30 protein-coding genes and 1 riboswitch are annotated in these 24,858 nt (G+C 36.9%); of the genes, 3 read left to right on the top strand and 27 right to left on the bottom strand.

Annotation, left to right across the window (positions count from 1 at the left end; all coding sequences use genetic code 11):
• Positions 1-3: 3 nt before the first annotated feature.
• From sufC to LMD38_RS01850, 12 genes are all read right to left on the bottom strand, one after another.
• Positions 4-789, bottom strand: coding sequence for a Fe-S cluster assembly ATPase SufC (gene sufC, locus LMD38_RS01905; RefSeq protein WP_000929157.1), 786 nt, complete (start codon positions 787-789; stop codon positions 4-6).
• Between the two features lie 238 nt (positions 790-1,027).
• Positions 1,028-1,834, bottom strand: coding sequence for a methionine ABC transporter substrate-binding lipoprotein MetQ (gene metQ, locus LMD38_RS01900; protein WP_062822284.1), 807 nt, complete (start codon positions 1,832-1,834; stop codon positions 1,028-1,030).
• 72 nt (positions 1,835-1,906) lie between these two features.
• Positions 1,907-2,719 carry a methionine ABC transporter substrate-binding lipoprotein MetQ gene (gene metQ, locus LMD38_RS01895; RefSeq protein ID WP_016718832.1) on the bottom strand — a complete coding sequence of 271 codons (813 nt, stop codon included), beginning with the start codon at positions 2,717-2,719 and terminating at the stop codon, positions 1,907-1,909.
• A gap of 23 nt (positions 2,720-2,742) precedes the next feature.
• Positions 2,743-3,408, bottom strand: a complete 666-nt coding sequence (locus LMD38_RS01890; RefSeq protein WP_000359556.1) for a methionine ABC transporter permease — start codon at positions 3,406-3,408, stop codon at positions 2,743-2,745.
• The gene (locus LMD38_RS01885; RefSeq protein WP_000601777.1) at positions 3,401-4,426 is read right to left on the bottom strand and encodes a methionine ABC transporter ATP-binding protein; all 1,026 of its coding nucleotides are present in this window, start codon (positions 4,424-4,426) and stop codon (positions 3,401-3,403) included. The genes LMD38_RS01890 and LMD38_RS01885 overlap by 8 nt, the downstream gene beginning before the upstream one ends.
• Positions 4,427-4,605: 179 nt before the next feature.
• Positions 4,606-4,714: riboswitch (SAM riboswitch) on the bottom strand.
• A 125-nt stretch (positions 4,715-4,839) separates the two neighbouring features.
• The gene (locus LMD38_RS01880; RefSeq protein ID WP_000781222.1) at positions 4,840-5,184 is read right to left on the bottom strand and encodes a hypothetical protein; all 345 of its coding nucleotides are present in this window, start codon (positions 5,182-5,184) and stop codon (positions 4,840-4,842) included.
• Positions 5,185-5,338: 154 nt separating this feature from the next.
• On the bottom strand, positions 5,339-5,647 hold the full coding sequence (locus LMD38_RS01875) for a thioredoxin family protein (protein ID WP_001974355.1): 309 nt from the start codon (positions 5,645-5,647) through the stop codon (positions 5,339-5,341).
• Between the two features lie 3 nt (positions 5,648-5,650).
• Positions 5,651-5,995: a toprim domain-containing protein gene (locus tag LMD38_RS01870; RefSeq protein ID WP_000263237.1), complete on the bottom strand. Its 345-nt coding sequence runs from the start codon at positions 5,993-5,995 to the stop codon at positions 5,651-5,653.
• Between the two features lie 446 nt (positions 5,996-6,441).
• A complete protein-coding gene (gene gcvH, locus LMD38_RS01865) occupies positions 6,442-6,825 on the bottom strand; it encodes a glycine cleavage system protein GcvH (RefSeq protein WP_000026900.1) in 384 nt (127 codons plus the stop codon).
• 41 nt (positions 6,826-6,866) lie between these two features.
• Complete coding sequence (locus LMD38_RS01860) at positions 6,867-7,232, bottom strand: arsenate reductase family protein (RefSeq protein ID WP_000218967.1); 366 nt, start codon at positions 7,230-7,232, stop codon at positions 6,867-6,869.
• A 610-nt stretch (positions 7,233-7,842) separates the two neighbouring features.
• Entirely contained in the window at positions 7,843-8,082 is a 240-nt protein-coding gene (locus tag LMD38_RS01855; protein ID WP_016718835.1) for a DUF3937 family protein, read from the bottom strand.
• A gap of 245 nt (positions 8,083-8,327) precedes the next feature.
• Entirely contained in the window at positions 8,328-8,855 is a 528-nt protein-coding gene (locus LMD38_RS01850; protein WP_000826900.1) for a hypothetical protein, read from the bottom strand.
• Positions 8,856-8,998: 143 nt separating this feature from the next.
• On the opposite strand from LMD38_RS01850, the gene LMD38_RS01845 reads away from it, so the two are divergent.
• The gene (locus LMD38_RS01845) at positions 8,999-9,646 is read left to right on the top strand and encodes a phosphatase PAP2 family protein (protein ID WP_000713765.1); all 648 of its coding nucleotides are present in this window, start codon (positions 8,999-9,001) and stop codon (positions 9,644-9,646) included.
• Between the two features lie 56 nt (positions 9,647-9,702).
• Here the strand turns inward: LMD38_RS01845 and LMD38_RS01840 are convergent, their stop codons facing one another.
• From LMD38_RS01840 to LMD38_RS01785, 12 genes are all read right to left on the bottom strand, one after another.
• Positions 9,703-10,716 (bottom strand): PTS sugar transporter subunit IIC, encoded by a 1,014-nt coding sequence (locus LMD38_RS01840; protein ID WP_000666177.1) that lies wholly within the window; start codon positions 10,714-10,716, stop codon positions 9,703-9,705.
• Between the two features lie 22 nt (positions 10,717-10,738).
• Positions 10,739-11,689 carry an L-lactate dehydrogenase gene (locus tag LMD38_RS01835; protein ID WP_011040814.1) on the bottom strand — a complete coding sequence of 317 codons (951 nt, stop codon included), beginning with the start codon at positions 11,687-11,689 and terminating at the stop codon, positions 10,739-10,741.
• Between the two features lie 245 nt (positions 11,690-11,934).
• A complete protein-coding gene (locus tag LMD38_RS01830; protein ID WP_001002987.1) occupies positions 11,935-12,183 on the bottom strand; it encodes a spore coat protein in 249 nt (82 codons plus the stop codon).
• A gap of 13 nt (positions 12,184-12,196) precedes the next feature.
• Positions 12,197-12,382 (bottom strand): hypothetical protein, encoded by a 186-nt coding sequence (locus LMD38_RS01825; RefSeq protein WP_001180555.1) that lies wholly within the window; start codon positions 12,380-12,382, stop codon positions 12,197-12,199.
• 635 nt (positions 12,383-13,017) lie between these two features.
• The gene (locus LMD38_RS01820) at positions 13,018-13,305 is read right to left on the bottom strand and encodes a DUF2178 domain-containing protein (protein WP_016718836.1); all 288 of its coding nucleotides are present in this window, start codon (positions 13,303-13,305) and stop codon (positions 13,018-13,020) included.
• Positions 13,302-13,529 carry a helix-turn-helix transcriptional regulator gene (locus LMD38_RS01815; RefSeq protein ID WP_000813828.1) on the bottom strand — a complete coding sequence of 76 codons (228 nt, stop codon included), beginning with the start codon at positions 13,527-13,529 and terminating at the stop codon, positions 13,302-13,304. The genes LMD38_RS01820 and LMD38_RS01815 overlap by 4 nt, the downstream gene beginning before the upstream one ends.
• A gap of 171 nt (positions 13,530-13,700) precedes the next feature.
• The gene (locus tag LMD38_RS01810) at positions 13,701-14,267 is read right to left on the bottom strand and encodes a metal-dependent hydrolase (RefSeq protein WP_073531322.1); all 567 of its coding nucleotides are present in this window, start codon (positions 14,265-14,267) and stop codon (positions 13,701-13,703) included.
• Positions 14,268-14,365: 98 nt separating this feature from the next.
• Complete coding sequence (locus LMD38_RS01805) at positions 14,366-14,923, bottom strand: TetR/AcrR family transcriptional regulator (protein WP_016718839.1); 558 nt, start codon at positions 14,921-14,923, stop codon at positions 14,366-14,368.
• A gap of 3 nt (positions 14,924-14,926) precedes the next feature.
• Positions 14,927-15,649 carry an MBL fold metallo-hydrolase gene (locus tag LMD38_RS01800; RefSeq protein WP_227585507.1) on the bottom strand — a complete coding sequence of 241 codons (723 nt, stop codon included), beginning with the start codon at positions 15,647-15,649 and terminating at the stop codon, positions 14,927-14,929.
• Between the two features lie 140 nt (positions 15,650-15,789).
• Complete coding sequence (locus LMD38_RS01795) at positions 15,790-17,574, bottom strand: acyl-CoA dehydrogenase family protein (RefSeq protein WP_029141225.1); 1,785 nt, start codon at positions 17,572-17,574, stop codon at positions 15,790-15,792.
• Positions 17,575-17,961: 387 nt separating this feature from the next.
• Positions 17,962-19,134 (bottom strand): acetyl-CoA C-acetyltransferase, encoded by a 1,173-nt coding sequence (locus tag LMD38_RS01790; RefSeq protein WP_001206328.1) that lies wholly within the window; start codon positions 19,132-19,134, stop codon positions 17,962-17,964.
• A 21-nt stretch (positions 19,135-19,155) separates the two neighbouring features.
• Complete coding sequence (locus tag LMD38_RS01785) at positions 19,156-21,537, bottom strand: 3-hydroxyacyl-CoA dehydrogenase/enoyl-CoA hydratase family protein (protein WP_073531321.1); 2,382 nt, start codon at positions 21,535-21,537, stop codon at positions 19,156-19,158.
• Positions 21,538-21,923: 386 nt separating this feature from the next.
• On the opposite strand from LMD38_RS01785, the gene LMD38_RS01780 reads away from it, so the two are divergent.
• Both LMD38_RS01780 and LMD38_RS01775 read left to right on the top strand, forming a co-directional pair.
• Positions 21,924-22,070 carry a YuzL family protein gene (locus LMD38_RS01780; protein ID WP_001096347.1) on the top strand — a complete coding sequence of 49 codons (147 nt, stop codon included), beginning with the start codon at positions 21,924-21,926 and terminating at the stop codon, positions 22,068-22,070.
• An 87-nt stretch (positions 22,071-22,157) separates the two neighbouring features.
• Positions 22,158-22,997, top strand: a complete 840-nt coding sequence (locus tag LMD38_RS01775; protein WP_000831472.1) for a D-alanyl-D-alanine carboxypeptidase family protein — start codon at positions 22,158-22,160, stop codon at positions 22,995-22,997.
• A gap of 22 nt (positions 22,998-23,019) precedes the next feature.
• On the opposite strand, the gene LMD38_RS01770 is transcribed toward LMD38_RS01775, so the two are convergent.
• The 3 genes from LMD38_RS01770 to LMD38_RS01760 all read right to left on the bottom strand — a co-directional run bounded on the left by LMD38_RS01770 (position 23,020) and on the right by LMD38_RS01760 (position 24,844).
• Positions 23,020-23,937, bottom strand: a complete 918-nt coding sequence (locus LMD38_RS01770; RefSeq protein ID WP_000436772.1) for a proline dehydrogenase family protein — start codon at positions 23,935-23,937, stop codon at positions 23,020-23,022.
• 310 nt (positions 23,938-24,247) lie between these two features.
• The gene (locus LMD38_RS01765; RefSeq protein ID WP_001290596.1) at positions 24,248-24,493 is read right to left on the bottom strand and encodes a YusU family protein; all 246 of its coding nucleotides are present in this window, start codon (positions 24,491-24,493) and stop codon (positions 24,248-24,250) included.
• Positions 24,494-24,541: 48 nt separating this feature from the next.
• Positions 24,542-24,844: an MTH1187 family thiamine-binding protein gene (locus tag LMD38_RS01760; protein WP_001018866.1), complete on the bottom strand. Its 303-nt coding sequence runs from the start codon at positions 24,842-24,844 to the stop codon at positions 24,542-24,544.
• Between the last annotated feature and the right edge of the window lie 14 nt (positions 24,845-24,858).

The following is a 24,858-nucleotide window of genomic DNA, read 5'->3' as shown; positions in this document are numbered from 1 at the left end:
CTCTTACGCTTCTTGCTCTGTTGTTTCGTCTTCAATACCTAATTCTTTTTTAATCCAGTCGTAACCTTCAGCTTCTAGACGTTGTGCAAGCTCAGGGCCACCAGATTTAACGATACGACCGTTCATCATAACGTGAACGAAGTCTGGAGTGATGTAGTTTAATAAACGTTGGTAATGCGTAATCATTAGGCAACCGAAGTCTTCGCCGCGCATTTCGTTAATACCTTTAGATACAACTTTTAATGCATCGATATCAAGACCTGAGTCAATTTCGTCTAAGATTGCGATTTTTGGCTCAATCATCATTAATTGAAGAATTTCGTTACGTTTTTTCTCACCGCCAGAGAAACCTTCGTTTAAGTAACGTTGTGCCATTTCTGGATCCATTTCTAGGAATTCCATGTTTTTATCTAATTTACGGATAAATTTCATAAGAGAAATTTCATCGCCTTCTTCACGACGTGCGTTAATTGCAGAACGTAAGAAGTCAGCGTTTGTTACTCCGCTAATTTCACTTGGATATTGCATTGCTAGGAATAGACCTGCTTGCGCGCGCTCGTCTACTTCCATTTCTAATACATCTTCACCGTCGATGATGATGCTACCTTCTGTTACTTCATATTTTGGGTGACCCATAATTGCAGAAGATAAAGTTGATTTACCTGTTCCGTTAGGTCCCATAATTGCGTGGATTTCTCCACCTTTTACTTCAAGGTTTACACCTTTTAAAATTTCTTTGCCATCAATTGATACGTGTAAGTCTTTAACCGTTAATGTAGAACCAGCCATCTCAATACCTCCATTAATCCTATATATACATTTTAAAAATTCCTAAAACGTTCATATTCTCATTTTATTCTCATTCTAATTTTATATCAAATAAAATGATATCGCAAACGATGAAAAAAAGTAACAATTTTTTCACAAATGTATATAAGTATTTCACTTGCATCCTTATATGATACACCTTTCTTCTTATTTATATAAAGAAAAAAGGACTGGTAAATTTCCAGCCCTTTCCTTATATCTATTCACTTACCGGAAGTACAGCACCTTTATATTCTTTATTAATAAAATCTTGAATTTCTTTTGAATGCAGCACTTCTACTAGCTCCTTAATTTCTTTTTTCTTCTCGTCACCTTTACGAACTGCAATAATATTTGCATACGGAGAGTCTGATCCTTCAATCGCAATCGCATCCTTTGTTGGATTTAATTTTGCATCAATTGCATAGTTTGAATTAATAAATAATGCATCACCTTCATTATTTTCATATAACTTCGGTGAAAGACCAGGCTCTACATCTGTTTTAAACTTTAAGTTTTTCGGATTTTCTACAACATCTTTTACTGTTGCTTTCACAACATCTACTCCGTCTTTTAATTTAATAACGCCGCCTTTTTGTAACAGCGCTAGCATACGGCCACGCTCCGCTACGTTATTACTCATAATCACTGTCCCGCCATCTGGTAAGTCTTTTAAGCTTTTATATTTCTTAGAATAAATGCCCATTGGCTCTAAATGAATTTTCCCTGCGTTTACAATTTTATATCCTTTTTCTTGAATTTCTTTATCTAAGTAAGGAATGTGCTGGAAGTAGTTTGCATCAATTTCCTTATCCGCTAACGCTTTATTCGGCAGCACATAATCTTGGAATTTTTTAATTTCTAATTTAATACCCTTTTTCTCTAATATCGGCTGTGCCTTTTCTAAAATAACAGCGTGCGGTACGTTAGAAGCTCCCACAACAAGCTTATTCTCCTCTTTTCCTCCGCAAGCAGCTAATGTAAATATAGACAGCGCTGTAACAACTGACAATAGAATCTTTTTCATATGATGTCCCCTTCTCCCGTATAATTATGTAGTTATAAAAAGGGCTGGCATACACCAGCCCTTTTACAGCAATTATTCTTTTACAGGAACAACTGCCCCTTTATATTCTTTATTAATGAAATCTTCAATTTCTTTAGAATGTAATACTTCTACAAGAGCTTTAATCTCTTTCTTATCTTTATCGCCTTTACGAACAGCTACTACGTTTGCGTATGGTGAATCATTACTTTCAATTGCAATTGCATCTTTTTCTGGGTTTAACTTCGCATCAATTGCATAGTTCGAGTTAATTAGAACCGCGTCGCCTTCTTTATTGTTATACACTTGTGGCAATAAACCAGGCTCAATATCTGTTTTGAATTTCAAGTTTTTCGGGTTATCCGCAATATCTTTTGGAGTTGCTTTAACCGGATCTACTCCGTCTTTAATTTTTAAAATACCTTCTTTTTGTAAAATTGCTAGACCACGTCCATGGTCAGCAACTGAATTACTCATAATAATTGTCGCTCCGTCTGGAAGTTCTTTTAAGCTCTTATATTTTTGAGAATATACACCAATCGGTTCTAAATGAATCTTTCCTGCTACTTCAAAATCATATTTTTTATCTTTCATTTCTTTTTCTAAATACGGAATGTGCTGGAAGTAGTTTGCATCTAAATCCTTATCCGCTAACGATTTATTTGGTAATACGTAGTCTTGGAATTTTTTCACTTCTAACTCAATTCCTTTTTTCTCTAATAAAGGTTTAGCCTTTTCTAAAATAACCGCATGCGGTACGTTAGAAGCCCCCACAACAAGTTTCTTTTCATCTTTATCTTTTCCGCCACAAGCAGCTAGCCCCAAAATTGAAGTTGAAATCAGTGCTGTAAGTAATAATTTTTTCATTTGAAACATCCTCCCGTTTTTTATTATCGTTTATCTATTCGAGTCGTTACACGATCACCAATCCACTGAATGAAAAATACAACTAATAATACACAAATTGTCGCAACGATTGTTACGTCGTTATTTCCTCGTTGGAATCCTTCTAAATAAGCAAGTGTTCCAAGACCACCAGCACCAACAACTCCCGCCATTGCTGTATAGCCCACTAAAGCAATTGTCGTAACCGTAATACCAGATACTAACGCTGGTAACGATTCTGGAATTAACACTTTCAAAATAATTGTGCTTGTTTTTGCTCCCATCGCTTTTGAAGCTTCAATTACACCTTTATCAATTTCGCGAAGTGCAATTTCAACCATTCTTGCATAAAATGGTGCCGCTCCAATAATTAAAGCTGGAAGTGCTGCACTCGCTCCAAGAATTGTTCCAAGCAAAATCTTTGTGAATGGAATTAATAAAATGATTAAAATAATGAACGGTATCGAGCGGAAAATGTTTACGAAAGCTCCAATCGCTGTGTTAACCGCTTTGTTTTCCCATAAATTATCTTTCGCTGTCATAAAGAGTAACAATCCTAAAATGAGTCCTAAAACAAATGTGGCAAGAGCGGCGATTGCCGTCATATATAACGTTTCACCAGTTGCTTCTAACATTTGATTCCAATCAACATTTGTGAGTAACTTATCCATGTGCAATCACCTCCAGCTCTACTTGATCTTGATGTATTCCCTCTATTGCTTGCTGAATCGCTGTTTCCTCACCATTTAAATGAACAACTAAACTACCGTAAGAGCCGTTATTCGTTTGTGCGATATTTCCTTGCAAAATGCTAACTTCTATATCACTGCGTTGCATTAATCTTTGAAGTACTGGTCTTTCTACCGCTTCACCGATAAACTGCAAACGAACTACTTTTCCATCTGGATATTTTTCAATTAAACTTTCAATCGTTTCATTTGTATCTTCAGAATCCGTTAACTGCTGTACAAATCGTTTCGTAATGTCTTGCTGCGGATTACGGAACACATCAAGTACTGGACCTGTTTCTACAATCTTCCCTTTTTCCATTACTGCAACACGATTACAAATCTTTCGAATTACGTGCATCTCATGTGTAATGAGTACAATCGTTAAACCAAGACGTTTATTAATATCTAATAATAGATCTAAAATTTGATCTGTCGTTTCTGGATCAAGAGCTGACGTTGCTTCATCACATAAAAGTACTTGCGGATTGTTAGCTAAAGCTCTCGCAATACCAACACGTTGCTTTTGTCCTCCGCTCAGCTGAGATGGGTACGCGTCTCCTCTTCCTTCTAATCCAACAAGATGGATTAACTCATCCACGCGTTTTCTTCTCTTCGCCTTATCAACACCTGCAATTTCAAGTGGGAACTCAATATTTTCACGTACAGTTCGTGACCAAAGTAAGTTGAAGTGTTGAAAAATCATTCCGATTTCTTGCCTTGCCTTACGAAGTTCGCTTCCTGTAATCGCTGAAATGACGCGATTTGCAATTGTAATTTGGCCTGAAGTTGGTTTCTCCAACTGATTGAATAATCGAATTAAAGAACTTTTTCCAGCGCCACTATATCCGATAACACCAAATATCTCACCTTTCTCTATTTTTAAATTGGCATTATCTACAGCAGTGACATCACCGCTTTTTGCTTTATATATTTTCTTTACATTCTCTAATAGAATCATGGTGTATCACCCCTTTTTTGTTTGGATCGACTCCGCAATTTTTTATGTTTAATGCGTGTAGTCCACCGTTATCACTACTTTTATTATTTGAATGTCCTCCACATTCAAACAACAAAAAAACCTTTCTGCCTTAGAGAAGCAGAAAGGTTTATGTGCATATATAACAACATTATCCCTCTCTCTCATCTCTCAAAGCATTTGCTTTGCAGGAATTGGCACCATTTCAACATAAAGTTGACGGTTGCCGGGCTTCACAGGGCACAGTCCCTCCACCTCTCTTGATAAGAGAAATCAGATTACATTTTCGTCTGATTTGTAATTTATGAAATTATCTATATTTTATGAATTGAATTGTATCAATATCCACACACCATGTCAACAGAAATTTTCGCAAAAAATGAAACTTCAGAATTTTAAGCACCTACTGACATCGGTTTACATATATGAAACATCGATTCAACTAATAGCATCGTTCGATACGTTCCCGAATATTGTACACGTCCATCGTTCATTAACATTTGCAATCGTACATTGCCGTTCACCAATTCTTTTACATCTTCTTCATCTACACACACAATTTGCTCTGTTCCTCTTTCTTCTTTCAACAGCTCTATATAATCTCTTGAAATTTGTAACGAACAACTTTCATCTCCAAAGCGGAAATTAACAGTTTTTTCTCCTTGTCTTAAAAGCGGTTCTAAATGATATTGACCATTAGCGTAATTTACAAATGATTGCAGCAAAGAATATAATTTCACTCTAAATCACATCCTTCATATCACTTTCTATTACACATACCATTCCCTCTCACTAAAGAGCAATCCTGTTATTTTCGCTCGACAAATACTGTAACCACCCTGCATCTCGACATATTTCCCGAGAAATATGTCGAGGCGACAAAAACTTTGCCGCCTACTTTAATTCCGTATATAAATATTCAACCGAATGAAATGCGTATATCTTCTTCATCAGTGTCCCATTTTCAAAAACAAGTAAACAAGGTACACTTTCGATCCCATACTCTTTCGCGAAATGCGGAGCATAATTTAAATCTAACATTCCAATTTTCAAACCTTCAATTGTCATCTCAACGACAGTTAACATCTTTTTTGCTAATTGGCATGTTCCACACATTGGAGTATATACATATAACACTGTTTTTTCTTCATTCTCTATTAGAGCTGTAGCTTCGGCTCCTGTCCAGTCAATCACTTCTATCATTCCTTACCGTAAATATTCTGTATAAACGTCAATGTCAGCTCCCCATAATACATTTGCTAAGTGTGAAGATGGCGCAGTTGCCACTTCTCGGTACGAGCGATCAATATAAATATGCTCTGCTTGCGGGAATTCTTTTCGAAATTGTTTCCTTAACTTTTCTCCAGCATCATCAGCATCCACTAGTACATACACTTCCTTATCAAAAAACTGATCAACGAGCTCATCCATTTTCGACAAACCAATTGTACCATTTGTACAAACAATTTCCACCGGTTCCCGAATAATAGATTCAATCTTTCTTCTATCTGATGTACCTTCTACAATAATGACTTTTTCTACATAAACCATATGTCATCACCCGATCACCATATACTATACAACCTTTAACTTAGTATATAGTATATTCGTTATTTTCATGTTGTTTCCTGTTTATTTTTGCAAAAGAAAAGCGGAACCGACTGCTTAGCCCTGTTGGCTAAGGTTCTTTCGCACAGAAGACGCTTTTTGTCTTCTCGTGCGGAAGGTTCTTAGACATGAAGGGCTAGGAGGTGGAGCTGGACAAAGAAAAGCGCAAGCGGCTCGTTCAGATTGCGAGGGGGATGGAGCTTCTGACGTAAAGGCGCTTTTTGCCTTGCAAGAAGAAGCGAAAACAGCTAGAACTATATAAAGCTTAAAACAAAAAAGTTTTTCCAAAAAACGTTCTCCCACACGATAATTAGTATATGATTCTACGTTCATTATTTTACATAAAATAAAAAAGGACAGCACAAAGGCTGTCCTTCAGTCGACTATAATTAGTCTTGGTTTGTCATTTCTGCATATTTTTCAGCAGTTAATAACTTCTCAACTTGGCTTGCATCAGAAAGTTCAACTTTAACCATCCATGCACCCTCGTATGGAGATTCGTTAACAAGTTCTGGTTGGTCACTTAATTCTTCGTTTACTGCTACAACTTTACCGCTTACAGGTGCGTATAATTCAGAAACTGTTTTAACAGATTCTACGCTTCCGAATGGCTCGTCAGCTTCGATTGTTGCACCTACTTCTGGAAGTTCAACGAATACGATATCGCCTAGCTCACTTTGTGCAAAGTGAGTAATACCGATAACAACTTCATTACCTTCAGTTTTTACCCATTCGTGTTCTTCAGAGTAACGTAAATTATTTGGAATGCTCATGACTGTACCTCCAGTGAATGTATTAATTATGTAAAAATACCTTATTGGTACTTTTTCCACACACTTTCAAACTGCTCTTCGTTAAAACCAAGTGTTACCTTCGTTCCATCTGTTACAATTGGACGTTTAATCAACATGCCATCAGATGCTAAAAGCTCGTACATTTCGTCTTCACTTGCATCTTTTAACTTATCTTTCAGACCAAGTTCACGGTAACGCATTCCACTTGTATTAAAGAATTTTTTTAATGGTAATTCACTTTTTTCATGTAAATTACGTAAATCTTCTTTTGATGGTGGATTTTCAACAATATGAATCATCTCATATGCTACATCGTTTGCCTCAAACCATTTCTTTGCTTTTTGACATGTGCCACACTTTGGATATGAATAAAATGTTACTGTCATAAATTCACCTACTTTTTTACTAACCTTTACCTTTATCATATAGAAAACGTTTTATTATTTCAAACGATTATTCGCTAAACTTTTACTTATTTCGTGATAATTTTTAATAATCCTGCAAATTTTTCTTATTTTTCCGCCATTTGTTAAGAAAAAATAACTATATAAATTTTTTTAGATTCTTCTCTTATCACTCGCCGAACATATATCTTAAACAAACGTTTGATTAACTCCCCTTTTTTCTTTGTTAACCCTTGAGCTGTATCGCTTTCTTCCTACCGAACATACTTCTTAAACAAACGTTTGATTAATTCCCCTTTTTTCTTTGTTAACCCTTGAGTTGTATCAGTTTCTTCCTACCGAACATACTTCTTAAACAAACGTTTGATTAACTCCCCTTTTTTCTTTGTTAACCCTTGATCTACATCGCTTTCTTCCTACCGAACATACTTCTTAAACAAACGTTTATTTAACCATTTCAGCCTATAGTCACAAAACCTGAAAACACTTTACATGACAAAGATGTACAGATAAAAGGAACTAACGATTTTGGCCGTAATAATGAGAGTGTTCCATGATTTTGAAGAAATTACTGCAAAGAAAAAAGACGCATTTAAATGGATGCGTCTTTTGGCGATGTTTCTTTTGTAAAATCATATAAAGCAATTGCGCCTAAAATAACCAATATACTTTCAGGGGCATCTAACAAAATAGTTCTCCAAGTTTCTGATATTACCCATTTAATACCTGCTGATTCAAGATATGCTTGAAAATAACCGATTGTAAAATCAATTACAAATAAACATACAAGTAATGTTAGACCAAAACGAATTAATTTCTTGTTTGTAAACATGTAACACCTCTCAAAATTCACTGGATATTTCTGATTTTAGTTCTTTATATACGAAAATCCTTATATTTAATTTTAACACATTTAATATCCAAATAAATACAATATGCATATTTGCATATTGTATTTACAGTATTCCATAATTTCGACTAGTTACCTCATAAACAATGACATCGGTTGAACCCACTATGTACCCGATTCCTGCATGCGAAATAAAGGAGAAGCTTCGTTTACAGGACCCTTCTTCATCATCGACTCAAATAATCTGCAATTGTTTGAAATACGACGATATACATATTATGAATGCTTTCTTCAGTATTTCCGCCATTCGATAAACCAACTGCCCATTGTTGTCCTTCACCACTTCCGATATTTGCAAACCCTTGCGTATACATCGCATTTACATCTTTTCGAGCACTGTTATACTCTATCCCTTTTGTAATAAAAATCGAATATGATTTATCTTGCAAACCGATAAAAAATACTGGTTTCTTTAGTGATGAAAATACATTTTTATATTGCTCTGTTGAGGCTTCTTGAAAGTGATCTTTCATTATGAGAAAACCATCTACTTCCTTAGATTTCTTTTCCAGTTCCTCTAACTTCATTTCCTCAAACTTTACATTCCTAAACGTATCTTTCGGTTTTTCTCCAACAACTCCAATTACGAGTGCTCTTCCGTTATATTCTAATTTCTCTCCTTCTTTATCCTTTGCACACCCAGCACTCGCTAGGCATATCAATATAAAAACTAAGAAATACGATAAACGCTTCATTTAGCACCCTCCCCTTCTTTTCAGTCAAGTGACAAAAACGTAAGGTTCATTCAAGAAAATGTAAGCAAAATCGATAGCCCAAATTACGTTTCTATATTATAATCAATTGAATTTACTTACATTACTAAACATAGGAGATTATCATGAAGAAATTTAAACTTTCATCTTTTCTTCCGTTAAGTTATATACTTCTACTCGTACTCGTAAGTCCCCTTTACGATGTATTAAATAAATCGACTGTACACGCAGTAGATGTCACAACTGTAGTAGATGATTGGATTCCATTTGTGAAAGCATTTATTATTCCTTATTTACTTTGGTTTCCTTACTTATACGGCGCACTTATTTATTACTGCTTTGCAGATCGAAAACAATATTATGTCACTTTAAGTAGTATCATTCTCGGAAAACTTGCTTGTTTTTCCATTTATTATTTTTGGCAGACAACTGTACCACGTCCAACCGTCGTTGGATCAGACGTGTTTTCTGAACTAGTCCGCTATATTTATAGTATCGATCAACCGGTAAATTGTTTCCCGAGCATTCATGTTCTTACTACATTTGTCATTATGCTAGCTGCCTTTAAACGTAGAGAACAACATGCTTTTGAATATTACATTCTTACCTTCTTCGGTACGCTTATTATTTTATCAACGCTATTTACGAAGCAACATGCATTTGTAGACGCCATCTCTGGAATGACGCTTGCAAGCATACTATACTTCGGCGTTCAGCTGTTATTAGCAAAAGAAACAGTACGTGTTCCAGTAAAACAAAATCAAAAAATGTAAAAAGCAGACTGTGGCTTCTCAGTCTGCTTTTCTCTATATAAAGGGAGATTTTCAAGTTAAGATTGCGGTACAGTCATATCACCAGAGTGAATACGACCTGCTTTTTTAAGAGCAATGTAAAGTATATAAGAAACAGCTACTGGAATGACGATATAAGTGATTACCATCGCTGGGACAACTTCCCATCCTTCGCTGGAAATTAAATTAATTGGTGCGATAAGGGAACTTAATCCAAGACCTGCAATTTCTTTTCCTGCTTCCAGTTGGAAAATTAATGCTGATACTGGACCAACTATCGCACTGGCGACGACCGTTGGGACGAGAATCATTGGATTTTTAGTGATATTTGGCAACTGTACTTTTGGAGTACACAGAGCTTGAGCTAATATGCCACCTAAATTATTTTCTTTCGCTGAGATAACAGAGAATCCGATAAACTGAGCAACGCAGCCTGCAAGAGCAGCACCACCTGCAACACCGTCTAAGCTAAGTGCGATCGCTAACGCAGCTGATGAAGCTGGGGAGATAAGTAATAGTCCCCAAACTACCGCAATAACGATAGAAGCGATGAACGGGCTACCAGCTGAGCTATCTTTAATGAATGCTCCAACTGTATTTAAAACAGGAGTAATATTATGAGATAACCAAATACCGACTAAACCAGAACCTAATATGGCCGCAAATGGAACGAGCATCATATCTAACGCAGTTTTTCCACTTAAACGTTTACCAATATATACAGCTAAAGTCGCTGTTAATAATGCTCCGATTGGCTCACCTGTTTTAATAATTAGACCTGCTTCAGTAATTGAAATGGATCCGGCACCAATCGCTCCAGCTACCATAGCCGAGAAGATTACAAGGCCATTTGCACCGAGCATAAAAGCAATTCCGGCACCAATGGCTGGTGCCATAAGTGATTTTGCAACAACTCCGATTGTAATAAGCAACGGAATATCAACAATTCTTCCTATATTTTCGATCAGTAAACCAATTCCGAGGGATACGAAAATACCTTGTGCAATTCCAGCAGAAGCTTTAAATACACGAGACATTATATATTCCTTCATTTGTTTCACCTTCTCCTATAAGTTAGTAACCAATTGTTTTCATATAATCACGTAAAATGTCGTTTGATTTTGCGAATCGAGATTCTTCATCTTCTGTTAAGTTTAGTTCTACAATTTCTTTTATACCGTCTCTAGTAATAATAGCTGGTACTCCTGTGCAAAGATCATATTCACCATACTCACCATCTAAAATAGCTGATACAGCAATGACACGGTAATCATCGTTAAAGATTGAGCTCGCAATATATGCTAGAGAATTTCCGATTCCGTAATAAGTTGTTCCTTTACGTTTATAAATTTCCCATCCAGCTTTTGCAGTCTTCTCAACAATTTCATCTAAATCTATTTCACCAAATTGATCTTTTTTCTCTTCTAAAATTTGCAGAATTGGTTTTCCACCAACAGTTACGTGTGACCAAGCAACCATTTGAGAATCACCATGTTCCCCTAATGAATACCCGTGAATACTACGAGGATCTACATGTAACATTTCAGATAAAATTGTTCGTAAGCGAGAAGAATCTAGTGATGTACCAGTGCCGATCACACGATTTCTAGGTAATCCAGATAATTTCCACACTTGATATGTAATAATATCAACTGGGTTCGATGCAAGTAAGAAAATACCGTCAAATCCACTTTCCATTACGCCACCAACAACACTTTCCATAATCTTCGCACTCGCTCCTAAAGTATCTAAGCGACTTTGCCCTGGCTTTGGTGCTGGTCCTGCTGTAATAATAACAATATCCATATCTTTGCAGTCTTCATAGCTTCCTGCATATACTTTTGTTCTTGTATTTGTAAAGTTAATGCAGTGTGATAAATCCATCGCTTCCCCAACTGCACGTTCATGATTTATATCAATTAATAATAGCTCTTCGCAAATGCCTTGATTCACAATGGAATATGCACAACTTGATCCAACTAATCCAGTACCGATAATTGCAATTTTTCTTGTATTTCGTTTCATAGCAATCTCTCCTAATTGATCATATAATCTATTTCTTTTGTTCTTTACACTCCTAATTATAGAGATTCCCACGATATAAACCATGGATACTTTGTGAAATATTGAGCAAAGTTTTTGTCCTTTTTGCGAATTGTTATATTCCATTTTCGTCATATTTGTTACAACTGGAAAAATATTTATTATGTATTTATTGACATATACAAAAAGAAAACGAGCGAATAGATTCGCTCGTTTTCTTTTTTCTGTTATTCCGCACTTAATTGGCTCTTTAATTGTTGTACAATCATCGGATTTGCAGGTGCTGCCGGTTTGTAATAACTCTTTTGCTTTGCATACTCATACATATTACGTTGACGCATCTCATCCTGATTACGAATTTGAATTAACGTTTGGTGTAACTGTTCATTATCAGACTGAGCGATATAGTTTGCATAACTTGTTAAACTTGCATTTAATCCTGCTAAATAATCATTTACCATATCTTTTTCATTCATCTTTCGCTTCCTCCTATCCTAAGAAAGTCATTAATTGTTGTTTCGTATTTCGTGCATCTTGCGCATCTTTTTGTAGCATTTGTTTCAGTTGTGGATCCGTACACGTCTGTGCATACTGCTCCAACTTGTTAATAATTGTTGCATGTCCACCAATTAAATGACGTAAGTTTTCTACTTCAAGCTCTGTTAAATTTTGCATGGAATACTCCTACCTTTCTTCTTTCATTCTCCTTTAGTATTCTGTTCTTTTTAAATCGTATTCATGAAAAAGCTTTCTTACATTTCACATCTATTTATAAATACAAAAAAATGTTATAATTACAGAAAAATACAAATTTTAAAAAGTCACCTTACACTAACGATAGCATCTCAAAACAAACCATAGTAGGTAGGTGTGCTTATGCAAAAATATTTTAAAATTATCTTCTTTATCGTCTACACCATTCTATATGTAAAATTATTAATTGATGTATTAACTTTAAAACCACTATTCACTTCTATCCCTTTACATATGTTATTTCTCATTTGTTTTTTACTCATTGCGCTTAACAATTATAAAAATCGTAACACTACATTTTTCCTATTGTTTATTAGTGCAACTCTATTAGTCAGTACTAGTTTCATTAACAGTATTCTTATATAAAGGAGCAATAAACATGAAAACACACGACTTCCTTACAGAAATCCAAAAGGGCTCTGAGCCTAGTCCCTATCAAGATCCCATCGCATTCAGTTTCGTTTGCTTTTTCTTAGCGATATTTACATTTTTCAAACCAGCTAAATAATATCATTTAACAAAAAAGAGCCTCTAAACCACTAGAGGCTCTTTCTCATCTAATATCTTCTTTTCAAAACTACAATAGTTAAAGCATACGAACAAAGCACTCCAGCTAATAAACATGCATTTGCTAACTTATACTGTTCGCCTGTCAGTGAATATAGATTCCCAATCAAAAAGATAACTAAATATAGAAATAAAAATACAAATAATGAAATTTTAGCGGCATTTCCTGTAATATGCTCGCCTCTTTCATCTTCCCCCTCATTCTTCTGAAAACGTGTGGAATATAAAACACCTATTAGTCCTGCTACTGAGATTATGACCCCTATTACAATGCTCATTCCGTTTCCCCCTCTATTTTATATTGAAAAACTTCATGAAACTCCTTACCTAAAATATGTGCAATTTCAAAAGCTAAAATTAAAGATGGATTGTAACGATTTGCTTCAATTGAGGCGATCGTTTGTCTACTTACCCCTGCTTTGTTCGCTAAATCAGTTTGTGACCAGCGTTTTTCTGCTCTAAGTACAACGAGATTATTTTGTAAAATTCCACTCTGTTTCATAACCTCTCCTTTTTACAATATTTTCTATATTTTAATCGTAATTTATTTTTAACATCATGTAAACTATTTTTAACAATAATAAAGAGAAACTTTAATCCACTTACTGTTCTTTTCAAACCATATACACTAAAAAACCTTAGAATCGCTTCTAAGGTTTCCGGCTATCCATATTCAAAACACTATACTAATAAGTAACGAAAGAATTAATAATATAACTACCAATCCGCCAGTTACTCGTGCTATAAACTTCTTTTGTGCGCCCGCACTTGAAACGATAAAACGGAAGTATAATATACCTCCTATCGCAATAAGAATACATTCCAATATGATACTAATAGCCGGAAATCTCCACAATCCAAAACCAAGCATAGGTAAATCTCCGTAATGGCCCGGAAGTAACGGCAAATCAGCACGGTGCACAAGTAAATCTAAAATCCAATGACTAAAAACTACAGCCCCTATAACAAAACCACTCCGCTTGCCCCAAAACCTTTTCCCCACTATTCCTGCAACAAAAGCAATAAACAGTGCTCCTATTAAAGAATGTGTGTAATCCGCATGAATGATTGCTTCACCATAACTATTCCTATTAATAGGTTCAATTGTCTCTACTCCTAAAATATACAGCGGCAAAAAAATGATATCCAACAATTGTGAGCTTACCATAAGAGCCCAAAGTGGTAGTTTAGGTGACTTGGCTTTTACTGCTGCCGCTAAGCCAAAATGTCCTGCAAACATTTCACTTCACATCCTTTTGTCATTGTCCCTCCAGCAAATCAAAGCCTGCTATATAAAAAGCATCCTCAGCGACAAATTCATGCTTTTTCTCCTCTTATTCACTCTTTCATTCCACGTAATCCTTTAATAAACGTTTCCAACAATACATGTAAACTTATATCCAAATCTAACGGCAAACCAAATCCGCCCTGCTGTTCAATCGACGCAAATCCATGACAAATACTTCTGAATCCACGTGTCGCATGAAGTGCATTCTCTCCTTCTAAGCCGTACTGTTGTAAAACTTGAAGACAAAGCTTTACAATTCCGTCACCTGCTTTTCTTACTTCTTCATCTCGTAAAAAGGTTGCTTCATATAGTCCAGGATGTTTGCGTACGAATGCTACATACGCTTCTCCTAAAGCATGAATTGCTTCATCCATCCGTTTACCCTCGGCCGCTTCTTCCAGTTTGTTATACAGCTGCTTGATTCCGTAAATACCAAGATGTTTCCGTACATCTTGTAAACCTTTCACATGATTGTATAGCGAAGGTGAACGTACCCCTAATGTTTGCGCTAATGAAGCTAACGTTACTTCTTGTATTCCATTTGCATCTGCAATTTCTGCTGCTGTTTCTACAATTTTCTGTAATGTAAGTCCGATTCTCGGTGACATCAATTAACCCTCTTTTCTACTTTCTATATTCCGCTTAGCTTCCTTAATAGCAAGCTCTATGACAGCCCCTGGATCGTTTATCATTTTCCCATGCCCTGCCGCAAGCAAGGACGGCTCATATTCTCTTAGCTTCTCTGCACTTTGTAATGATATTTCTTTACTCCACGTTGCCATCGCTGGAAACGGAAACCAAAATTTCATTTGTCCCGAAACAGCCGTACCTCCTCTCGTTTGGAATGCATCCCCAACAATAAGAGCTTTATTTCGTACATCAAGAAACGCCATGGAGCCTGGCGTATGTCCCGGTGTCATAATCGCAAGAAGCGATCCAACTCGGTCGCCATCTTCCAATAAAACATCAGGTACCGTTTTTACTTTTTTAGGTACACCGCCTTTTATCGGTATATTCGGTTCATCCTTTTGTAACGTCGTATCTCCTTCTAACAGCTTTGCGTCCCTTTTAGAAATATAGACTGGAACATGAGGAAGCACTTCCTTTAATGCGTCTAATGCACCGATGTGATCATCATGCGCGTGTGTTAATACAATATTCGTAATTGGTTTTCCTATTTTCTCAGCCGCCTGTAAAATTCCTTTTGCGCTATATGGCAAAGCAGCATCAATTAAAGTTAAACCATCTTCTTCCTCTATAAAGTAACAATTCACAGGAAACACTCTTGGCAAAAATGACAATTGATATACCGTTTTTTCATGCATCACTCTCATATTCCCATCTCCCTTTTCACGAAAACTAATACCATTAGTTTTATTATACTAATGGTATTAGTTTTATGTCACTAAAAACTTTATTTTCTCAGAAAAAAAAGAAAAGCAGTCGTTTATACGACTACTTTTCTTTAAAAATATTAAACCGTGTAACGCTCATCTTCTAAAATTTTCGCAGCAATTTCACGTTTCTTCGGAATTACGTTAAGTGGTGTGTGGCGAGTTAATTTACGTAATGATGATAACATCATGCGCAGCATGTCGCCGTTTTCAACTGCGATAAGTGTTTCTTTCGCATCTGCTTCGATTTCGTTAAATGCTTCTTGGCAGAATACTTCAGTGTATAACACTTTTTGTTTATTCTTTTCAAGACCAGTTGTTTTAATTGCTTTTTCTGTACGAAGAACAGCTGACTCCATTGCGTATAGGTTGCTTACGATGTCAGCGATATTCACAAGAATTTCTTGTTCTTTATCTAATGCTTTACCGTATTTTTGAGCAGCTAATCCAGCTACCATTAAGCCGATTTTCTTCGCGTTATTTACTAAATATTTTTGAAGTGCTAATGGCTCATCGCCTACTTCTTCTGGCATCATCATCATTAACTCTTCTTGTAATTTTTGTGCTTTTTGAAGAAGTGGTAATTCACCTTTCATCGCTTTACGTAAGAACGTACCTGGTACGATTAGGCGGTTAATTTCATTCGTTCCTTCGAAAATACGGTTAATACGAGAATCGCGGTACATTCTTTCAATCTCATACTCTGCCATAAATCCGTAACCACCGTGAATTTGAACACCTTCATCTACTGTATAGTCTAGTACTTCAGAACCGAATACTTTGTTTAAAGAACACTCGATTGCATATTCAGCGATAGAAGCTGCTACTGCTTTACCGTCTTTTACTTCTTCTTCAGATAATGTGCTCATGCGGCTTTCGAATAAGCCTACTGTACGATATACAGAGCTTTCAGCTGCATATGTTTTTGCTGCCATATTCGCAAGTTTCTCTTGAATTAATGGGAAGCGAGCGATTGGTTGTTTGAACTGTTGACGTTGGTTTGCATATTGTGCTGAAATTTCTACTGCACGTTTCGCAGATCCAACTGTACCAACACCTAATTTATAACGACCGATATTTAAAATGTTGAATGCGATAATATGACCTTTACCGATTTCGCCAAGTAAGTTTTCTTTCGGTACTAACGCATCTTCCAAAATTAACGTACGAGTTGAAGAACATTTAATACCCATTTTCTTTTCTTCTGGGCTTGTAGATACACCAGCATAGTCTTTCTCCACGATAAATGCTGAGAAGTGCTCTCCATCAATTTTTGCATATACGATAAATACGTCAGCAAATGCAGAGTTTGTAATCCACTGTTTTTCACCATTTAATACGTAATGTGTACCTTCTGCATTTAAACGTGCCGTTGTTTTTGCACCTAATGCGTCCGATCCTGAACCTGGCTCTGTTAATGCGTATGCCGCTAATTTTTCACCAGTTGCAAGTAATGGTAAATACTTTTTCTTTTGCTCTTCGTTACCGAATAATACGATTGGTAAAGATCCGATACCTACGTGAGCACCGTGAGTAATTGCAAAGCCACCAGCGCGAGAGAATTTCTCTGCGATTAACGCTGAGCTTACTTTATCAAGACCAATTCCGCCGTACTCTTCTGGTACGTCAGCACCTAATAAACCAAGTTCCCCAGCTTCTTTTAAAAGACGAACAGAACGATCAAACTCATGTTGCTCTAAATATTCAAGCTCTGGAAGAACTTCATTTACGATAAAGTCCTCTGTCGTTTTTGCAATCATTTTATGCTCAGATGAAAAATCTTCTGGCGTAAACACTTGATCAATCGTAATCTCATCTACTAAAAAGCTACCGCCTTTAACTGCACTTCCTACTGTTTTTTCCATGAAAATTTCCTCCTTCATATTTTCATAAGCCGCTTCTCTCATTTTGAAAGAAGCTGGCTCTCCCTTTTGTTTTTATAAACCTTTGTTGCTTCCATTCTTTGCATTGGTGACGTCTCGTTCTGAACGGGCCACCTGCGCTTTTTTATAGTCCAGTTCCAGCGGCTAGAATGTTCGGTGGCTTCACTTCTTCCTGCGAGGCAAAGAACGCCTCTACGTCTGAAGCTCCATCCCCCTCACATTCTGAGCGAGCCGCTTCCACTTTTTTTCATAATCCAGTTCCGGTGGCTAGAACAGTCGGTCGTTTCACCCCTTCCTGTGAGGCAAAAAGCGCCTCTTCGTCAGGGCTTCCAACGCCCTCCTGTTCTGAACGAGCCACCTGCACTTTTTTTATAGTAATTCAAACACTCCCGCTGCTCCCATTCCGCCGCCGATACACATTGTTACGATACCGAATTGTTCGTTGCGGCGTTTCATTTCGTGAATAAGAGATAGTGTTAGTTTTGCTCCTGTACAGCCAAGTGGATGTCCAAGTGCGATTGCACCGCCGTTTACGTTTACTTTTTCTTCATCTAAACCAAGTTCACGAATAACTTGGATCGATTGTGAAGCGAATGCTTCATTTAGTTCGAATAGGCCGATATCAGATAGCTCTAAGCCAGCTAGTTTTAATGCTTTCGGAATTGCTGCGATTGGGCCAATTCCCATTACTTCTGGTGGTACACCCGCTACTGCAAATGAACGGAATTTCGCAAGTGGCTTCATACCATCGCTTACTGCTTTTTCACGGTCCATTAATAATACAGATGCTGCACCATCACTCATTTGTGAAGAGTTACCAGCCGTTACAGAACCGCGAACGTTAAATGCTGGACGTAATTTACCTAAAATGTCTAGCGTCGTTTCTGCTCTTACACCTTCGTCTTGCGTGAAAGTGATTGTTTCTTCTTGCAGTTTGTTATTTGATCCAACAGTACGTAACGTTACATCTACAGGTACTGTTTCATCAGCAAAGTTTCCTGCAGCTAATGCTTTCGCAGCACGTTGATGACTTCGTACTGCAAATGCATCTTGCTCTTCACGGGAAATTCCATATTTCACAGCAACTTGCTCTGCTGTATGTCCCATACCCATATAATATTCTGGAGCTGCTTCTACAAGGCGACTATTTGGACGAACAACGTGTCCCATCATTGGAACTAAACTCATTGATTCCGCTCCGCCTGATAATACAGCTTCCGAGTGCCCAAGCATAATGCGCTCTGCTCCGTAAGCGATACTTTGTAAACCTGAAGAACAGTAACGGTTAATTGTAATAGCTGGAACATCGTAAGAAAGTCCTGCTAATCCGCCGATATTACGAGCCATATTTAAACCTTGCTCTGCTTCTGGCATCGCACAACCGAAAATTAAATCATCGATTGGTCCTTCATAATTCGCACGCTTTAACGTTTCCTTTACTACTAACGCCCCTAGATCGTCAGGACGAACTGTTTTTAATGAACCCCTCTTTGCTTTTCCAATTGGTGTTCTTGCTCCCGCAACAATGACAGCTTCTCTCATGAACGATATCTCCCCTCGTTATTAGTTACGTAATGGCTTTCCTTTTACAAGCATGTGCTGCATTCTTGCTTGTGATTTCATCTCACTTACTAAGCTAATAAATGCTTCACGTTCTACATCTAATAAATACTGCTCATCAACTTCTGTTCCATACGGCACTTTTCCGCCCGCGATGACATATGCAAGTTTCTTCGCAATGTGAAGATCGTACTCTGAAATGTAACCAGATAAATGCATTGCTTCTGCACCAAGTGCAAGAGTTGCATATCCTGTTTCACCAACAACCGGTATCTTTTTACGAATCGGCGCTTTATAACCAGCTTCATATAAAGCAAGTGCTTTCTGTTTCGCATCGTATAGTAAGTGATCACCATTCACACTAATACCATCTTTATCACCTAAGAAGTTATGAGAAATCGCTTCTTGTCCTGAAGTTGAAACTTTCGCCATTGCGACTGTTTCAAACACTTTATTTGCAACTTTTTGTAGGTCAAACTCTACGCCGTTTGCCATTTTATTTAAGTGTTTAATGTATAGCTCTTTATTACCGCCTCCGCCAGGGATTAAGCCAACACCAACTTCTACTAAGCCCATATACGTTTCACTAGAAGCTTGAATGCTCGCTGCTGGTAAGCAAACTTCTGTACCTCCGCCAAGCGTCATACCATATGGTGCTGCTACAACTGGCTTAGAAGAGTATTTAATTTTCATCATTGCATCTTGGAAGTTTTTCACAACCCACTCAATTTCAAAGTAGTTGTCGTCTTGTGCTTCCATTAAGATCATTGCTAAGTTCGCACCAACGCAGAAGTTCTTCGATTGGTTACCGATAACAAGACCTTTATAATTCTTTTCTACTTCATCAACAGCGTAGTTAATCATTTGCGTAATATCCATACCGATTGCATTGCTCTTCGAATGGAATTCTAAACAAAGGATGCCGTCGCCTAAATCAATTAAGCTCGCTCCGCTATTTTTCTTTAATACGCCATTTTTCGCTTTTAATTGCTTAAGAGAAATTGCTTTTTTATTACGTTCGATTAGCTTATATTCGCCATTATCGTAATAGTAGCTATCTCCGTTATCATGTTTGTAGAAAGTAGTGAAACCTTTCTCTAACATTTCTTTCACCCAAGCAGGAACAACTACGCCGTTTTCTTCCATCTTTTGAACGGACTTTTCAACGCCAATTGCATCCCAAACTTCAAACGGTCCTTGCTCCCAGCCGAAGCCCCACTTCATCGCTTGGTCAATTGCAACGATATCGTCAGCAATTTCTTTATGAAGTTTTGCAGAGTATAAAAGAGTCGGTGTGATGATATTCCATAACAACTCTCCTGCGCGGTCTTTCGCATATACAAGCGCTTTCAATTTATTCGATAAACCTTTTTCTTGTTTACTTAACTCGATCGATGCAGCTTTTAATTTTTTACGAGCTTCGTACTCCATCGTTTCTGGATTTAATTCTAAAATTTCTTTTCCTTGTTTTAAGAAGAAGCCTTGACCTGTTTTGCTTCCAAGCCATTTTTTATCAAGCATGTCATGCATGAAAGCTGGTACTTTAAATACATCGCGCTCTTCTTCTTGTACGTTTTCATATACGTTATTTGCAACGTGTACGAATGTATCTAAACCGACAACATCTAATGTACGGAACGTTGCGCTCTTCGGACGACCAATAAGTGGGCCTGTTACTGAATCAACTTCCCCAATGCTATAGCCGCGTTTTACCATCTCTTGAAGAGTTACTAATAAACCGTACGTACCGATGCGGTTTCCAATAAAGTTTGGTGTGTCTTTTGCGATAACAACGCCTTTTCCAAGAACGTCTTCGCCAAATAGTTTCATGAAGCTTAATACTTGTGGATCAGTTTCTTTCGTCGGTATTACCTCTAGAAGTTTTAAATATCGTGGTGGGTTAAAAAAGTGTGTGCCTAAGAAGTGTTTCTGGAAGTCGTCTGAACGACCTTCTGCCATTTTTTCAACTGAAATGCCTGACGTATTCGAGCTTACGATAGAACCCGGTTTACGAACAGCATCTACTTTTTCAAATAGTTTCTTTTTAATATCTAAGTTTTCAACTACTACTTCAATAATCCAATCTACATCAGCTAGACGCTCAAGGTCATCTTCTAAGTTACCTGCTTCAATCAGTGCTAAATTTCCTTTCACTGTCAGAGGAGCTGGTTTTTGCTTTAATAGTTTTTGTAGTGCCGTATTACTAAAACGATTTCTCACACTTTTATGTTCTAATGTAAGTCCCTTCGCTTCTTCTTCTTTCGTAAGCGCAGGTGGTACAATATCAAGCAATAATGTCGGAATACCAATATTAGCTAAGTGTGCCGCAATTCCTGAACCCATTACGCCTGACCCTAGAACAGCAGCCTTTTTAATTTGGAACATCCAATTCTCCCCCTATTCTTGAATGAATGCTCATTCAATTTTTCGACATAAGTCGCAATCAATGAGTGAGCCTCTACTAATAAATATATGATACTATTTAAATTTTCGCAATATATTTATTGATAAAATTTTCTGAAATAAAGTGAAACTTTAATCAGTAGGGGTTTCCTTCATCCCCTACTGATTATTAGTTGAACCAATCGGACTTTTATGGGCAGTTGACCCCTACCTAACTTCTTTGCTTTCGCTGAATTTTGAGGTGGGGGTCTTACTGCCCATTAAAGTGGGATAAATATTTTTCTTTTATTTGCCCATGCTATATATGTATTTTCTTCACTAAAATACACTTTCCCTTTTTATAATCTGACGAAACTGGAGGAATATATATGGCAAAACTTAAGAAGAACCCTTCAAAGGCTGGAATTAGCGCAGCAAGTGTGACAGGAAACGCTGGCCCAACTGATCGAGGCGTAGAAAAAGGACGTCAAGGTAATAACCAACAATATAAGAAGCATAATATGGGCGAAAAATAACGCTATATTTTTGGGCAGAGAACGTGGCATAATGGGTAATGGCTGCTTTTTCTGCCCAATTTATTTGTAACAAATGAGGGAATTATAATGAAGCGAACAATAGTTATGATTGTAATGATTGCCACACTATTTACAGGGATGATTTTCTTCTCTTACGCACAAAGACAACAAGCTGTAAGAGCTGATCAACCTAGTATCACTGGGCAATACGGCATTACAATTGATGCAGACACAGGTGAAATTTTGTATGGAAAAAGAGAGGACGAACGCTCTTATCCGGCTAGTATAGCCAAAATGATGACAACCCTTCTTTTACTAGAGAATGTAAAAGAAGATGAAGAAATTACAGTTACAGAAAACGCAATTAAAACAGAAAGCCAAAGTAAGAAAATTAAACTTCGTGCTGGGGAAAAGTTAAAACGTGATGAGGCATTAAAACTGATGCTTATCATTAGTGCAGACCCAATAGCTGAATCCATTGCAGAACATATTGCAGGATCAAAAAATGAATTTGTAAAAATGATGAATGCTAGAGCGAAGGAACTTGGTACAAAGCATGCGACTTTCAAAAACGCAAGTGGTGCTGATGCACTAGGAAACAAAGTATCACCATATGACATTGCTATAATTACGAAAGAAGCATTAAAGTACCCAGTTGTTTTAGAATATATGAATTCAACGCGTACAACTCTACATACTTCAGAACGCTCTCCAAAGATTGCAAACTATGGACGAGAAGAACTATATGACGATCCATATGCAATTGGAAGTAAAAGCGGTCTATCAGCACTCGGAAAATATACAGTCGTAACAGTGGATGAGAAAGACGGTAAACGTGTCATTAATGTTGTATTATCTTCTACTCGCAAGCAACTGTATCCTGATACGAAGAAAATGGCACATTACGCATTTCAGCAATTAAAATAACCAAGGAGTATTTTCTCCTTGGTTATTTTTTAACCATACCTTTTAATACGAACGCAACGTTTGCTGGACGCTCTGCTAGACGACGCATGAAGTAGCCATACCAGTCGTTTCCATAAGGTACGTAAACACGCATTTTGTAACCTTCTTTTACTAGCTCGAGTTGACGCTCATTACGAATACCATATAACATCTGGAATTCAAATTGATCCCTTGGAATGTTGTGTTCTTCGGCAAGTTTTTTCGTATATTCAATAATCGCTTCGTCATGTGAAGCAATTGCAGTATAATTTCCATTTAATAAGTGCATTTTAATAATCTTTTTATAATTGTCATCTACATCTTTCTTGTCCGGGAACGCCACTTCTTCAGGTTCTTTATAAGCCCCTTTTACAAGGCGTAAATTAGGATTATAAGCATTTAAGTCCTCAATATCTTTTTCTGTACGATATAGGTAAGCTTGAATAACAGTACCAATATTATCGTACTCAGACTTTAACTGTTTAAAGATATCAATCGTCTTTCCACAGCGTGTATAATCTTCCATATCAATTGTAACGAACACACCATTTTCTTTTGCAGCTTCTAAAATGCGGCGCATATTGTTCATTACGATTTCATCAGAGATATCTAATCCCATAGAAGTCATCTTTAAAGAAAGTTGCGAATCAAGACCTTCTCTTCCAATTGCACGGATTGCTTCAATCGATTGGTTAGCCATTTCATTTGCTTCCGCTTCATTATCAACGAATTCCCCTAAATAATCGATTGTTACACAAAGTCCTTGCTTGTTTAATTGTTTAATAGCTGCTGTCGCTAATTCAATTGTCTCCCCTGCGACAAAGCGACCTGCACCAAAGCGTAAACCGTACTTTTTAGCCAGTTTTGTTAGCGCTTTATTTTTAGATAAGAAAAGAAACGAATTTCGCATTAATTGTTCCATGTAATTCACCCCTATGACTTAATTTATCTGTTTTTTACCCCTCTTCGAAATTATATCATTGTTTAAAATTATTGGATACAAATAATTATTTAGATAATTTATAAAATACTATAAAAACATTTAAAAACCTATATTCTCGCTTATAAATATGCCTGAAATATTTTTCGACATTTAGAAAAATAGAGTTTAATAGGCACAAAATAGGCATGCCGAAAATATTCGACATGCCTATAAAACCCTTTATATTCCATGTAAATTATATGAGGATATTAATACAGAAAACTTGAGATTATATTTACCCCAAGTTTTTTTATTGCTCATTTCTCTTCTCTTCATTCAGCCTTTTAATATGTGTAATTAACTGCACCATCTCTTCTTTCGCATCGGGATAAGTCTCATTCCAATGCTTCACTAAAGCCGGCATCGTCTTCGCTATGTAAGAATACAGCGCCCACTTCTGTACCTGTTCTTTTCTCTCTTCATTGCTCTCTCCAAGTAATAGTTCCGTGTATTTCTCTAACAACCCGTCAAATTGTTCGTTAAACTTTTCACTCATCTTATCTACCTCCTATATGAAAAAAGCAGCGAAGATCGCTGCTTTTCTTTATAATTTTGATCGAACAGAGTTTAATTTCTTCTCCATTGTGCTTACTTTATCACGACGATCATCGATACGAATTGTTGTCGCAACGCGCTGCGCACCTTTCGCATATGGAACTTCATGCATTTGTTGAATTACTTCTAGAATGACAGGAAGATCTCCTTCAATAATTGTATTCATTGGTGTTAATTGATACTTCACACGATCTGAGTTTTTCTCTAGCACCTTTTGTACTTCTGCTACATATTCACTCACACTTGGATTACCTGTTCCTACTGGAATAATCGATACGTCAACAATTGCCATAGTAGTCTTCCTCC

The sequence above is a fragment of the Bacillus pacificus genome, from assembly GCF_020861345.1.
GTDB classification, from domain to species: Bacteria; Bacillota; Bacilli; order Bacillales; family Bacillaceae_G; genus Bacillus_A; species Bacillus_A pacificus.
This window is presented reverse-complemented; position numbering and strand designations above follow the sequence as displayed.